The sequence below is a fragment of the Catellatospora vulcania genome, assembly GCF_009720385.1.
GTDB lineage: Bacteria > Actinomycetota > Actinomycetes > Mycobacteriales > Micromonosporaceae > Catellatospora > Catellatospora vulcania.
Window position 1 is genome coordinate 646261 of the sequence record NZ_ML769302.1, and the last position, 13435, is coordinate 659695.

General features: G+C 72.5%; 12 protein-coding genes and 1 tRNA gene. 7 read left to right on the forward strand and 6 right to left on the reverse strand.

Annotated features, from left to right (window positions below; genetic code table 11):
* Positions 1 to 18 precede the first annotated feature (18 nt).
* Together F6W97_RS07270 and F6W97_RS07275 are read right to left on the reverse strand one after the other, a co-directional pair.
* Positions 19 to 92, reverse strand: a tRNA-Gly gene (locus F6W97_RS07270).
* Between the two features lie 75 nt (positions 93 to 167).
* Entirely contained in the window at positions 168 to 674 is a 507-nt protein-coding gene (locus F6W97_RS07275) for a pyridoxamine 5'-phosphate oxidase family protein (protein ID WP_230686470.1), read from the reverse strand.
* Positions 675 to 857: 183 nt separating this feature from the next.
* Here F6W97_RS07275 and dcd point away from each other — a divergent pair, with 183 nt between their 5' ends.
* Together dcd and F6W97_RS07285 are read left to right on the forward strand one after the other, a co-directional pair.
* Positions 858 to 1436, forward strand: coding sequence for a dCTP deaminase (gene dcd / locus F6W97_RS07280; protein WP_155369331.1), 579 nt, complete (start codon positions 858 to 860; stop codon positions 1434 to 1436).
* 173 nt (positions 1437 to 1609) lie between these two features.
* The gene (locus F6W97_RS07285) at positions 1610 to 2737 is read left to right on the forward strand and encodes a PP2C family protein-serine/threonine phosphatase (RefSeq protein WP_155369332.1); all 1128 of its coding nucleotides are present in this window, start codon (positions 1610 to 1612) and stop codon (positions 2735 to 2737) included.
* On the opposite strand, the gene F6W97_RS41190 is transcribed toward F6W97_RS07285, so the two are convergent.
* Entirely contained in the window at positions 2734 to 2868 is a 135-nt protein-coding gene (locus F6W97_RS41190) for a hypothetical protein (protein WP_269059667.1), read from the reverse strand. The two genes, F6W97_RS07285 and F6W97_RS41190, sit on opposite strands and share 4 nt — an antisense overlap.
* 320 nt (positions 2869 to 3188) lie before the next feature.
* On the opposite strand from F6W97_RS41190, the gene F6W97_RS07290 reads away from it, so the two are divergent.
* Both F6W97_RS07290 and F6W97_RS07295 read left to right on the forward strand, forming a co-directional pair.
* Positions 3189 to 5024 carry an acyl-CoA dehydrogenase gene (locus tag F6W97_RS07290; RefSeq protein ID WP_155369333.1) on the forward strand — a complete coding sequence of 612 codons (1836 nt, stop codon included), beginning with the start codon at positions 3189 to 3191 and terminating at the stop codon, positions 5022 to 5024.
* Positions 5025 to 5203: 179 nt separating this feature from the next.
* Positions 5204 to 5716 carry a SixA phosphatase family protein gene (locus F6W97_RS07295; protein ID WP_155369580.1) on the forward strand — a complete coding sequence of 171 codons (513 nt, stop codon included), beginning with the start codon at positions 5204 to 5206 and terminating at the stop codon, positions 5714 to 5716.
* A gap of 169 nt (positions 5717 to 5885) precedes the next feature.
* Here F6W97_RS07295 and trhA read toward each other — a convergent pair whose 3' ends face one another.
* Complete coding sequence (gene trhA, locus F6W97_RS07300; RefSeq protein WP_155369334.1) at positions 5886 to 6566, reverse strand: PAQR family membrane homeostasis protein TrhA; 681 nt, start codon at positions 6564 to 6566, stop codon at positions 5886 to 5888.
* A gap of 71 nt (positions 6567 to 6637) precedes the next feature.
* On the opposite strand from trhA, the gene F6W97_RS07305 reads away from it, so the two are divergent.
* The 3 genes from F6W97_RS07305 to F6W97_RS07315 are packed head-to-tail and all read left to right on the forward strand — an operon-like array spanning position 6638 to position 8904.
* Positions 6638 to 7216 carry a 5-oxoprolinase subunit B family protein gene (locus F6W97_RS07305; protein ID WP_155369335.1) on the forward strand — a complete coding sequence of 193 codons (579 nt, stop codon included), beginning with the start codon at positions 6638 to 6640 and terminating at the stop codon, positions 7214 to 7216.
* The gene (locus F6W97_RS07310; RefSeq protein WP_155369336.1) at positions 7209 to 8186 is read left to right on the forward strand and encodes a 5-oxoprolinase subunit C family protein; all 978 of its coding nucleotides are present in this window, start codon (positions 7209 to 7211) and stop codon (positions 8184 to 8186) included. Before F6W97_RS07305 ends, F6W97_RS07310 begins: the two co-directional genes overlap by 8 nt.
* Positions 8170 to 8904, forward strand: a complete 735-nt coding sequence (locus tag F6W97_RS07315; RefSeq protein WP_155369337.1) for a LamB/YcsF family protein — start codon at positions 8170 to 8172, stop codon at positions 8902 to 8904. The genes F6W97_RS07310 and F6W97_RS07315 overlap by 17 nt, the downstream gene beginning before the upstream one ends.
* Before the next feature lie 90 nt (positions 8905 to 8994).
* Here the strand turns inward: F6W97_RS07315 and F6W97_RS07320 are convergent, their stop codons facing one another.
* Positions 8995 to 10809, reverse strand: coding sequence for an NHL domain-containing thioredoxin family protein (locus tag F6W97_RS07320; protein WP_155369338.1), 1815 nt, complete (start codon positions 10807 to 10809; stop codon positions 8995 to 8997).
* A 135-nt stretch (positions 10810 to 10944) separates the two neighbouring features.
* Positions 10945 to 13263, reverse strand: coding sequence for a hypothetical protein (locus F6W97_RS07325; RefSeq protein ID WP_155369339.1), 2319 nt, complete (start codon positions 13261 to 13263; stop codon positions 10945 to 10947).
* Between the last annotated feature and the right edge of the window lie 172 nt (positions 13264 to 13435).

Genomic DNA, 13435 nt, shown 5'->3' on the forward strand with positions numbered 1-13435 from the left:
CTACCAGGCTTTTCTTCGTGGAGCGGGTGAAGGGAATCGAACCCTCACTGTCAGCTTGGGAAGCTGATGTTCTGCCATTGAACTACACCCGCGAGCGGCCACCACTGTACCTGACGTCACGGGTCACGTGCACGTAGGTAACCGCGGCAGTTCGCCGCGTACTTCGTTCACGCCGCCACTAGCTGCAGGAACGGTTTGCGGGGCCGGCGTTCGTGCGCCGGCCCGTTCCTGCCCGCGGCCGGGTCGCGCCAGGTGTGCGGGTATGCGCCGGCCTCGTGCCGGTGTAGCAGCGCCGACTCGACGGTGAGCTCGTACAGCCGCCAGTCGAGGGTGGGCGCGGCCCGGTGCCGGCGGACGAGGCGCTCGACGATGGTGGTGCTGGTGACGGGGTAGGAGCGGCCGCTGACGTACGCCTCGACGTCGCTGTCCTCGGCGGGGAAGGCGTGCAGGGCGTAGCGCCCGTCGCGTTCGAGGTCGCGCCGCTTCGGTGAGTCGATCACGAAGCAGTAGAGGCCCTCGTCGGTGACGATGGGGGAGACGGGGTGCACCCGCGGCCCGCCGTCGGCCCGTACGGTCGCCAGGTAGCCCATGCCCGGACCGTACTGGTGCAGCAGGGCGCGGATCGACGAGGCCAGCCACGGCGTGGCGGCGGCGAATTCGGTCCAGGTAGCCATGAGCGGGACTTTATCGAACACATGTTCGAGATCGCTATCGAGACACGCGGTACGTCCCCCATCGAGTGATCGCCGGCGGAAGAAGCGCTCGTGGGCTGCGGCGGAGCGGAGAATTCCGCCCGTTCGGACGGGCCGGGGCGGCGAAATCGCGGCGCGGCGCCGCCGGAAGGTAGGCTCCCCAGCGTGTTGCTATCCGACCGGGACCTCGTGGCCGAGATCAAGTCCGGCCAGCTGGAGCTGGAGCCGTTCGAGCCGAGCCTGGTGCAGCCGTCGAGCATCGACGTCCGGCTGGACCGGCTGTTCCGGGTCTTCAACAACCACCTGTACACCCACATCGACCCGGCCGAGCAGCAGGACGACCTGACGACGCTGGTCGAGGTGCAGGACGGGCAGCCGTTCGTGCTGCACCCGGGCGAGTTCGTGCTCGCCTCGACGCTCGAGGTGGTCACCCTCGGCAACCAGCTCGCGGCGCGGCTGGAGGGCAAGTCGAGCCTGGGCCGGCTGGGCCTGCTGACGCACTCGACGGCCGGCTTCATCGACCCGGGCTTCTCCGGGCACGTGACGCTGGAGCTGTCCAATGTGGCGACGCTGCCGATCCGGCTCTGGCCGGGGATGAAGATCGGCCAGCTGTGCGTGCTGCGGCTGTCGTCGGAGGCCGAGCACCCGTACGGCTCCAGCGTGAACGGTTCGCGGTATCAGGGACAGCGCGGCCCGACGGCGTCGCGGTCGTACCTCAACTGGCGCACGTGGCCGACGGCCTGAGCCCGGCCGCCTGAGTCGAGACTCCGCCGGATGGCGGAAAGTACCCGGACGCTGCCCGTTTCCAAAACCAGCCAAACAGTTTCTGAAAAAACGTGAAAGACCGTCTCATCCGACCGTACAGAATGCGGTCCGCCGACGAGACAATCTGAGCGGTGTGGCGGAGTTGATCAGGCATGCTGGTTGCCGTACGCATACCACTTGCCCTGTCGGGCGGCCGCCCGCTAAGCCCTGGATTCCGCGCCGGACTCGGCGCGGCCTTCGTGCTGCTCTTTTTGATCAGCGCCGTGGAGCTGGCCGACGGCCGTGAGGCGCGCTTCATCGGCCTCATGGCGACGGTGCCGTTCCTCGCCGCGGTGTTCGCGCCGTGGCAGGCCGTGCTGGTCGCGGGGGGCGTCGCGACGGCGGTCGGCACGGTCTTCGCCTTTTTCGGGATGAGCCAGGACGACCTGTCCGCGTTCATCAACGTCATCGGCATCGGTCTGGCGACCGGCATCGCGGCGCTGGTCGCGGTGGTCCGGCAGCGGCAGGCCGAACGCATCGCCGAGCTGGCCAAGCTCGCCACCATCGCGCAGCAGGCCGTGCTGCGGCCCCTTGGCCCGAAGGTGGGCACGCTGGCGGTGGCGGGCCGGTACATCTCCGCGACCGCCGCGGCCGACATCGGCGGCGACCTGTACGAGGCGCTGGACACCCCGTACGGCGTGCGCATGATCATCGGTGATGTGCGGGGCAAGGGCCTGGACGCGGTGCGCACGGCGAGCATCGTGCTGGGCTCGTACCGCCATGTCGCCTTCGAACGGGCCGACCTGCGTGCCATCGTCGCCGACCTGGACCGGGCCGTGGCCCGCAGCGTGGGCGACGAGGACTTCGTCACGGCGTGCCTGGTCGAGGAGCGCGGCGGCACGCTCACCATCGTCAACTGCGGCCACCCGGCCCCGATCCTGATCCGGCGCGGCGAGGTGATCACCCTTGATCCGCCCTCGCCGGCGCCGCCGCTGGGCTTCATGCCGGTGGTCCGCAGCCGGGTGGAGCGGCTGGAGCCGGGGGACCGGCTGCTGATGCTGACCGACGGCCTGGCCGAGGCGCGACGCGACGGCGAGTTCTTCCCGATCACCGAGCGGGCCTGGAAGCTGCTCGGCCACGGCACCGTGGGCGACGGACTGGCCTCGGTCGAGTCGGCACTGATGGAATGGGTGCACAACCGGCTCGACGACGACATCGCGCTGATCCTGATGGAGTACGCGGGCCCGTCGCAGCCCACCCCGTTGCCGGTGCCCAGCTGGGAACTCGGCGCGACGAACTAGGCGACCGAGGTCGACCGGTTGCGGCGGACCGCGAGGGTCAGTGCCGGCAGCGCGCTCGGGGCCCGGTGGCGGCCGATGTAGCGGACCGGGTAGCGGGGCTCGAACAGCAGCTTGCGCAGGTTCTCGATCATCTTTTCTTCCTCCCCTGTGGCGGCGGGGCGAGGGTGCCCGCGCGTCACCCGGAAGAACGACGTCGATGCGGAAAGGTTGCGCGGCGCGGCGTGGTGGCTTGCTTATGTCCGTTTTGGGGACTATGTCCTGGCGGGTTGCGGGCGAAGATCGCTGTTTGCGGTCGGAAAGTGGTGCGTGACCGCAATTTCTGGCCGTAAACAGCGATCTTGGACCCACTGGTGTGATGTGAACTTCTCGGCAGTTCGCTTGCCGGTGGTTACTGGTGAGTAATAGAGTCGGACTTACTGGTCGGTAACTGAATGCGCTGAGGGCGGGAAGAATGAGCCACTACCGGAGCAACCTGCGGGATCTTGAGTTCAACCTGTTCGAGGTCTTCGACACGCCCTTCGGCGAGGGCCACTTCGCCGACATCGACGCCGACACCGCGCGCAGCGTGCTGAGCGAGATCGATCGCATGGCCCGCGTCGACCTGGCCGCGAGCTACGCCGACGCCGACCGCAACCCGCCGGTCTACGACCCGGCGAACTACACCGTGGCCATGCCGGAGAGCTTCAAGCAGTCCTTCAAGACCTGGATGGACTCGGAGTTCTGGCGCCTGGACCTGCCGCCCGCCCTCGGTGGCAGCTCCGCCCCGCGCACCCTGACCTGGGCGTTCGCCGAGCTGGTGCTCGGCTCGAACGCGCCGGTCTGGATGTTCGGCTCGGGCCCGTCGTTCGCGCACGTGCTCTTCCTGGAGGGCACCGACGAGCAGAAGAAGTGGGCCGAGCTGTTCGTCGACAAGAAGTGGGGCTCGACGATGGTGCTCACCGAGCCCGACGCGGGCTCGGACGTCGGGGCCGGCCGCACCAAGGCGGTCAAGCAGGAGGACGGCTCCTGGCACATCGAGGGCGTGAAGCGCTTCATCACCTCGGCCGAGCACGACATGTCCGACAACATCATCCACTACGTGCTGGCCCGCCCCGAGGGCCACGCTGCGGGCACCAAGGGCCTGTCCCTGTTCGTGGTGCCGAAGTTCCACTTCGACGCCGAGAGCGGCGAGCTGGGCGAGCGCAACGGCGTCTTCGTCACCAACGTCGAGCACAAGATGGGCATCAAGGTCTCCACGACCTGCGAGACCACCTTCGGCGGCCACGGCGTCCCGGCCAAGGGCTGGCTCGTCGGCGAGGTGCACGAGGGCATCCGCCAGATGTTCTTGATCATCGAGAACGCCCGCATGATGGTCGGCACCAAGGCCATCGCGACGCTGTCGACCGGCTACCTCAACGCGCTGGACTACGCCAAGGAGCGGGTGCAGGGCGCCGACCTGCTGAAGATGACGGACAAGACCGCGCCCCGGGTCGCCATCACCAACCACCCGGACGTGCGGCGCTCGCTGCTGCTGCAGAAGTCGTACGCCGAGGGCCTGCGCGCTCTGGTCGCGTACACCGCGTACTGGCAGGACCGGGTCGCCATCGCCACCGCGGCGGGCGACGAGAAGGCCGCCAAGCGGGCCTCGGCGATCAACGACTTCCTGCTGCCGCTGGTCAAGGGCTGCGGCTCCGAGCGCGCGTTCGAGCTGCTGGGCTCGGAGTCGCTGCAGACCTTCGGCGGTTCGGGCTTCCTGCAGGACTACCCGCTGGAGCAGTACGTCCGCGACGCGAAGATCGACTCCCTGTACGAGGGCACCACCGCGATCCAGAGCCTCGACCTGCTCTTCCGCAAGATCGTGCGGGACAACGGCCGGGCCCTGATGTCGGTGGCCGGCGAGATCCAGGAGTTCCTCACCAACGAGTCCGGCAACGGCCAGCTCAAGGAGGAGCGGGTATCGCTCGCCGCCGCCCTGGGCGACGTGCAGGCGATGCTGGGCACCTTCACCGGCTGGCTGGCCGAGTCGCAGGGCGACGACCCGCGCGCGCTGTACAAGGTCGGCCTGCACTCCCGCCGCCTGCTGCTCGCCATCGGCGACCTGGTCGTCGGCTGGCTGCTGCTGCGCCGCGCCGAGGTGGCGCTGCGCAAGCTGTCCGGCGAGCCGGGCAGCGACGAGGCCTTCTACAACGGCGTCGTGGCCACCGCCCGCTTCTTCTCGCGCGAGGTGCTGCCGCGGCTGGGCTCCGACCGGCGCATCGTCGAGCTGGCCACGCTCGACGCCATGGACCTGGACGAGGCCTCCTTCTGACCCCACGGGACGCGGCCCCGGCCACGCCCCGCGCCCATCCCACGAATAGGTGAACGGCGCTTCCGCAGCAGCGGGGGCGCCGTTCCCGTATCCGCGGGTCGGCCGGGTGCCCGGGTTGTTATCGCCGAAGTTGGGATGCGCAACCGCGCCGCTTGCGGCAAGCTGGGCTCATGGCTCCGCTGACCGGCGCCGCAACGCGCCCACGCACTCTGGTGCTGCTGCGTCACGCCAAGGCCGACCGCCCGGTCGGCCTGTCCGACACCGATCGCCCGCTCACCGACCGCGGGCACGCCGATGCCGCCACGGCCGGCGCGTGGCTGGTCAACCACGGATACGTGCCCGACCTCGTGCTCTGCTCGCCTGCTCGGCGTACCCGCCAGACCTGGCACGGGGTCGCGGTCGCGCTGGCCGGCGCCGGGTCGCCGGTGGTCCGCTACGAACGCCAGCTGTACGAAGGAGCGCCCGACGACCTGATGGACCTCATCCGGACCGTGGAACCGGAGTTCCGCACGGTCCTCGTCATCGGGCACAACCCGACCATCTCCCAGCTCTCCGAACTGCTCGACACGGGCGGCGGCGAGGTCGACTCCGACGGCCTGCGCACCTGCGGCATAGCCGTCCACCAGCCCGAGTCCGACTGGCCCGTCACCGACACCGCCAAACTCGTCGCCGCCCACACCGCCCGCGCCTGACCCGCCGCTCCCCTGCGCTCCCCTGCGCTCCCCTGCCGCAACTCTTAAAGAGTCGCGGCTTCCGAGGGCCGTTGAGTCCGCGACTCCTTAAGAGTTGCGCCGGGGCGGGCCGGCGGGCCGGCGGGGCGCCGGCGGGCTGGCGGGCGGTCCGCGGGGCGAAGGCGGTGGGTCAGGCGAAGAGGGCGAAGTAGATGGCTATGTGGTGGCAGATCGCGGCGAGCAGGGTGCAGGCGTGGAAGAACTCGTGGTGGCCGAAGACGGTCGGCCAGGGGTTGGGGCGGCGCAGCGCGTAGAAGACGGCGCCGACGCTGTAGGTCAGGCCGCCGACGATGAGCAGGACTAGCGCGGTGACGCCGCCGTTGTGCAGGATGTCGGGCAGCACGGCGACGGCGACCCAGCCCAGCGCGAGGTAGAGCGGCGCGGACACCCAGCGCGGCGCGTGCGGCCAGATCAGCGACATCGCCGCCCCGCCCAGTGCGCCCGCCCAGACCAGCGCCAGCAGCAGCGCGGCCTTGCCCGGCGGCAGCAGGAGCAGGCAGAACGGCGTGTACGTGCCCGCGATGAAGATGAAGATCATGGCGTGGTCGAGCCGCCGCATGGTCTGGTAGCCGCGTTCGCTCCAGACCCGCCGGTGGTAGAGCCCGCTGACGCCGAACAGCCCGCAGACGGTGATGCTGTAGACCGCGACGCTGATCACGGGTGTGCTGCCTGGCCGGAACGCGGCGATGGACACCAGGACGATGCCGCAGACCAGCGCGACGAAGAAGGCGTACGCGTGCAGCCAGCCGCGCATCCGGGGCTTGCCGATGTCGACGGGGCGCAGGCGCTGCGGGGTGGCTGTGCCAGTCATGCCCCCTAGGCTACGGCACCGTAGGTTACTCGCGCGTAGCCTCTGGGCGTGAGGCCGGTAACATCTGGGACGTGCTGGTCAGGAGGTACGGCTGGGACGGCCTGCTGCTGGAGGTCGACGACCCGGCGGCGTGGTTCCGCACGCTGCGCGCCGCCCGCGAGCGCGGCGAGCTGACGTGCGAGGAGATCGTGCCCGCGGCACGAACCGTGCTGCTGCGCGGCGTGCGGGGCGAGCCGCGCTGGACCGACCTCACACCCTCGGCGGCCCCGCCCGCCCCGCCGTCGCGCCTGGACGTCCCGGTGCACTGGGACGGGCCGGACCTCGACGCCGTCGCCTCGGCCTGGCAGGCCGACCCGGCGCGGGTGCTCCGGGAGACCGAGTTCACGGTCGCGTTCTGCGGGTTCGCGCCCGGCTTCGGCTACCTGGCCGGGCTGCCCGAGCGGCGGTGGCTACCCCGACTGGCCAGCCCGCGGGCCCGGGTGCCGGCAGGATCCGTCGCGCTCGCGGGGCCGTACGCCGGGATCTATCCACGCAGCTCACCCGGCGGCTGGCAGCTCGTCGGCCGCACCGAGCTGGTCCTGTTCGACCTCGACCGGGAGCCGCCCGCGCTGCTCGCACCGGGCACGTCGGTCAGGTTCACCGATGCTTGAGGTGCTGGCGCCGGGGCCGCTGGCGACCGTGCAGGACCTGGGCCGGGTCGGCTACGCCGAACTCGGGGTGTCCCGGTCCGGCGCGCTCGACATCGCGGCGCTGCGGCTGGCCAACCGGCTCGTCGGCAACCCGGAGAGCTGTGCCGCGATCGAGCTCACCTACGGCGGCGCGGCCCTGCGGGCCCACACGTCGGTCTGGTGCGCGCTCACCGGCGCGGCCGCGCCACTGTCGGTCGACGGCCGCCCGGCGCCCTACGGGGTGGCCTTCGGGCTGCCCGCAGGCTCGAGCCTCGCGATCGGACTCCCGCGGTACGGCATCCGCAGTTACCTGGCCGTGTCGGGCGGCATCGCGGTCGCGCCCGTGCTCGGCTCCCGCAGCACCGACACCCTCTCCGGCATCGGCCCCGAGCCACTGAACACCGGCCGGATCCTGCCGGTCGGACCGGGCGACCCCGGTGCGCGGGCCGCAAGCAGCGTGCTGCCCGGAGCAGGCGACGCGAGGCGCGCCGCCGCGCCCCCCGCCCGCGACGCCGTCAGCCCTGAAGTCCGCGGTCCGGAAACCGGGGCGATGCCGGCGTCCGGAGCGGGACCGTTCGCGGTCGACTTCGTTCCGGCGACCATGCCGGGCGGCGAGATCCGGCTGCGGGTGCGGCGCGGTCCGCGCGACGACTGGTTCAGCGACCCCGGTGAGCTGCTGCGACATGCGTACACGGTGGGCCAGGGCGACCGGATCGGGGTGCGGCTGGACGGGCCGCCGCTGGCCCGCGCGGTGACCGGCGAGCTGCCCAGCGAAGGCCTGCTGGCCGGGGCGGTCCAGGTGCCCGGCGACGGGCGGCCGCTGGTGTTCCTCGCCGATCACCCGACCACCGGGGGCTACCCGGTCGTCGCGGTGGTCCATCCCGCCGATCTCGGGCTGCTCGCGCAGGCGCGTCCAGGCACTAGGGTGTTCTTCCATGGATCTCAACGCTGATCTCGGCGAGGGCTTCGGCCGCTGGGAACTCGGTGACGACGAGGCCCTGCTCGACGTGGTGACCAGCGCCAACGTCGCCTGCGGCTTCCACGCCGGGGACGCGGCGACCATGCGCCGCACCTGTGAGCTGGCCGCGCGGCAGGGCGTGACCGTCGGCGCGCAGGTCGGCTACCGCGACCTGGCCGGCTTCGGCCGCCGGTTCATCGAGTACGACCTAGACCAGCTCCGCGACGAGATCATCTACCAGGTCGGGGCGCTGCAGGCGCTCGCCGCGGCCGAGGGCGCCCGGGTTCGCTACCTCAAACCCCACGGCGCGCTCTACCACGCGACCGCGCACATCGACGCGATCGTCGAGGCAGCGCAGGCCACCGCGCTGCCGGTGCTGTGCGCGCCCGGCTCGCCGCTGGCGACCGCGGCCGGGGACGCGGTCGTGCCGGTCTACGCGGAGGGCTTCGCCGACCGGGCCTACCGGGCCGACGGCACCCTGCTCCCGCGCAGCAAGCCCGGGGCTGTCATCACCGACCAGGAGGAGGTGGTGGCCCGCGCCCTGCTGATGGCGGTGGACCAGCGGGTCATCGCGCTGGACGGCACGGTGCTGCCGCACGCCGTCGACTCCATCTGCCTGCACGGCGACACGCCCGGCGCGGTCGCCCTCGCCCGCGCCGTCCGCGAAGCCCTCCAGTACGCCGACGTCCGCCTGCGCCCCTTCCTCTCCTGACCCCCCACCCACCGTGGCCGCGACTCCTAAAAGTCGGGGCCAGGTGGGGGTCGAAGCTTAAGAGTTGCGCCGCGGGAGTCGGGGCGGAGGTCAGGCGTCGAGGCCGCGCAGGATGAGGGGAAGGCGGTCAAGGCCGTCGGGCGTGATGACGACGGGCACGCCCCAGTCCTGACGGGTCAGGTGGCAGGCCGGGTACTCGGCGTCGGCGTCGCAGGTCGCCGCCTGCGCCACGACCTGGAGCACGCCCTGCGGGACCGCCGGGTTGAGGACCAGCTTGCGGGACAGGTCGGTGGTCACCCCGGACCCTTCGAGCAGCAGCTCGGGCGGAGAGGCGGACACCTCCAGCCGGGTCGGGTCGCCGAAGCTGCGGTCCAGCTTCTGGCCCGGCGCGGGCGTGAAGATGACGTCCAGCGTGATCGTGCCGGCAGCCAGCGGCGACGGCGGCCGCTCGACCTTGTGCCGCCCGCCGTCGACCACGCCGGCCGTGGTGGCGGCCAGCCGGACCAGCCGGTGCGCGGCCGACTCGACCACGATCACGCTGCCGTCCGCGTCGAGCACGACGTCGCTGGGCTCGGCCAGTCCGCTGTCCACGGTGGACACCGTGCCGTCCTGCCAGCGCCGGACCGCGCCGTTGTACGTGTCGGCGATCAGCACCGAGCCGTCGGGCAGCGCGCACACACCCAGCGGGTGCTGCAGCAGCGCCTGCTCGGCCGGGCCGTCCACGTGCCCGAAGTCGAACAGCCCCTGCCCGACCGCGGTGTGCATCTGCCCGTCCTCGATCCAGCGCAGCGAGCTGGTCTCCGAGTCGGCGAGCCACAGCCGGCGGCCGTCGGGCGAGGTGGACAGGCCGGACGGCTGCGCCATCCACACCTGGTCCAGCGCGCCGTCGCGCAGCGCCTCGACGGTGGTGCCCGCGTACAGGCCGACGGTCCGCTTCACCGGGTCGAACCACCACAGCGTGTGCGTGCCCGCCATGGCGACGATGACCTTGCCGTCGTACCAGGCGACGTCCCACGGCGAGGACAGGTCCATGGCACGGGCGTCGTGGGCGTGGTCGTCGAGGCTGGACCGCCACTGCTTGCCGGTGCCGGCGACCGTCGTCACGGCCAGGTCGTCCAGGCGTACGCCGCGCAGCAGGTGGTTCACCGTGTCCGCGACGACGACGTCATAGCCGACCAGGGCGGCGACGTCCGGCGGCAGCAGGCACACGCCCTGCGGCTCGGAGAAGCTCGCCTGCTCGGGGCCGCCGTCGGCGTGCCCGCGCGCGCCCGTGCCGACGCGCCGTCGCACCGCAGACAGGTCCCGGTCGAGCACGGCCAGGCTGTGCCGGGCCGAGTCGGAGACGAGCACGGTGCCGTCGGGCAGCGGCAGCGCCTTGCCGGGGAAGCGCAGCAGGGTGTCGCTCGGCGGCGGGGCCACGAACGGGCCGTCGCCGCGGTGCAGCGTGCCCTTCGCCTCGTGCTTGGCGATCAGCTGGTCCAGCAGCCGGCGCAGGCCTTCGGCGTGGCCCTCGCCGGCCATGTTCGCCACCACGTAGCCCTCGGGGTCGATCACCGACAGGGTCGGCCAGGCCTTGGCGGCGTACTGCTGCCACATGTCCATGGTCGGGTCGTCAAGCACCGGGTGGTCCACTCCGTAGCGCTCCACCGCGGCGGCCAGCGCCACCGGGTCGCGCTCGTGCTCGAACTTCGGCGAGTGCACCCCGATGATCACGAGCACGTCGGCGTACTGCTCCTCGAGCGGGCGCAGCTCGTCGAGCACATGCAGGCAGTTGATACAGCAGAAGGTCCAGAAATCGAGCAGGACGATCTTGCCGCGGAGATCCGCGAGCTTCAGGTCCTTTCCACCGGTGTTCAGCCATGCCCGGCCGCGCAGCTCAGGCGCGCGCACTCGTACCTCTGCCATCTGCCAATCATGCGACACGCCCCGCCGGGGCCCGGACCGGGTGTGACCATCACTACGACCGCCGCCGAGCGGACGAGACGAAGGGCCCTGTGGTCACCACCACAGGGCCCTTCGTCACTTACGAGTTCGGCGAGGTCACGGGGTCGGCGTGGCCGCCGGCTCCGACGGAGCCGTGGACGGCTGGCCGCCCTCCGCGCTGTTGGGCACCAGGCAGAGCACCTTGCTGCCGACGGTGACGTGCGGCTGCGTCTTGTCCGTGCACTGTTCCTTGCTGTCGCCGACCGAGACGACCTTGTACGTCTGCGGCTCCGTGCAGACGGCCGCGACGGCCAGGCCGCCCGACTGCTTGAGACAGTCCCCGACGCCGAACGTCGGATCCTGCTCGCCGCCGCTGAGCAGCTTCTGCACGCCGATCAGGACGCCGAAGGCCACCGCGAGCAGCAGCGCGCAGCCCACGACCACCATGATGATCACGCGGCCGGTGCGGACCGGCTTGATCTCGACGGCGCCGGTGCCGGTGCCGGTCTCGTCGGGCTTGAACTTGTCGAACTTCGACTGGTCCTGGGCCAGGGGCGGCGGCGAGTCCATCGGCGGGCGCTGGCCGGGCACGAAGCCCGCGCCAGGCGGAGGACCGGACGGACGGCCCGGCGGCTGCATGGGGCCGCGTGCCGGCGGACCGGGCGGCGACGAGGGCGGTGCGCCGTACACCGACGGCGGCGGGCCGGCCGGAGCCGGCGGCGCGGCCGGAGGTACGGCGGCGGCCTGCGGAGCCCCGGCGGGCTGGAGCAGATCGCCGAACGCGTGCTGGCGGGGCTGGCGCTGAGCCGGCGCCGGGGCGCCACCCTGCGGTCCGGCCTGCTCGGGGGCAGGCGGAGCGGGCTGCTCGGCCGGACGTGCAGGCGCGCCGTACACGGTGGACGAACGGGCGATCGGCGGGGCGGCGTGCGGCTCCGCCGGAACGGGCTGGGCGCCGGCCACGGTCACCCGAGCGGTGGCCCGCGCGGCACCGGCCGCAGGCCGCGCCGGGGGCGGGGGCGGCGGCGACGTCGGCGCGGCCGCCGGAGTCTCCGGCTCGACGGGCGCGGACACCGTGGCGGAGCCGTACACCCGACCCTGGGACTTGGGCATCGAAGCGGGCACATCCTCGGCCGGGCTCACCCGGCTGGCGGTCGGCACCGACACGGAGGCGACCCCGGCGGAGGCGCGCGCCACCGACGGCGGCGGCGTGACCGGGATGGCCGGCGGCGTGCTCACCGGCGTCGTAGGCGCGGGCGGCGTGCTCACCGGACCGGCGGTCGGCGGCGTGCTCACCGGAGCCGCGGCCGGCTCGTAGGCCGGCGCAGCCGGGGCCGTGGGCTCATACGACGGGGCCGGCTCGTAGGACGGTGCGGGCTCGTAGGCCGAGGCCGGTTCGTACGACGGCGATGACGCGGGCTCGTGCGACGGCGTCGGCTCGTATGACGATGCGGGCTCGTACGACGATGCGGGCTCGTACGACGGCGACGGCGACGGCGACGGCTCGTACGACGAGGCAGGCTCGTAGGCCGGCGACGGCGCGGGCGCGTACGACGGCGCGGGCTCGTACGACGGCGCGGGCTCATACGACGGGGCGGGCTCATACGACGGCGCCGGCTCGTAGGAGGCGGGCTCGTAGGAGGGCGACGGCGTCGGCTCGTAGGACGAGGTCGGCGCGTACGGCGCGGGCTCGTACGGCGGCGGGGCCGGCTCGTACGCGGGCGGCGGCTCGTAGGCCGGCGCGGCCGGGGCCTCCGGCTCGGGGTCCATCAGCGCGGCGACCGCGGGCGGCGGCGTCCACGGGCCGGACGGGGCGCTGGGCTTGGGCGACTCGCCCGCGGCGAAGGCGGCCCAGGAGACCGAGGAGCTGGCCGGCTCGGCCGGTTGCGGCTCGTAGGCGGGAGCGGCGGGCGGCTGCTCCTGCGGCTGGCCGAAGTCGGAGTAGTCGGGCCACTGCTCCGCGGCGGGCGCGGCGGCGGCCGGCTGCCAGGGCTGCTCCGCGGCGGGCTCGGCCTGCCACGGCTGCTCGGCGGGGGTGGACCAGTCCTGCGACGTGGCCCAGTCGGGCTGGGCCGACGGCGTCGACCAGTCCGGCTCGGCCGGGGGAGCCGAGGAGACGAACGGCTCGTGCGCCGCGAACGACGACGACATCTCGTGGCGGACCCCCGGGATCGGCACGACGGCCGGGGCCGGGACGTACGGCGGTTCGTCGCCGGTCGTCGCCGCGGCCGCGGGTTCGGCGGGGAATCCCGTGAACGCCGGCGGGGCCTGGCCGGCAACCGAGTCCGGCGGGAAAGACTCCTCCGGCGCGCTGCCGTACGGAGTGAAGACCGGGAACTCGTCGGGCGCCGGCGGCGCTTCGAACAAGCCGAACCCGTTGTTGCGTTCGGCTGCGTCAGCCGGCGGCCAGCCGGACTGCTGCGGTGCCTCGGACGTCATACGCGCACGCCTCCCTCTCTTTCGCCAGCCCTGGGGCGACACCGTGCGGAAGGAGCGCAGGGGTCAGGAGCCGAGGGGTGGCGGCCGTGCCCACCGTACCGGTACTCACGCGCGACCGGAATACGGGAGGTGGGTTCACGTCGGTGGCCTGCCAGGACCGCGACGCATTGCG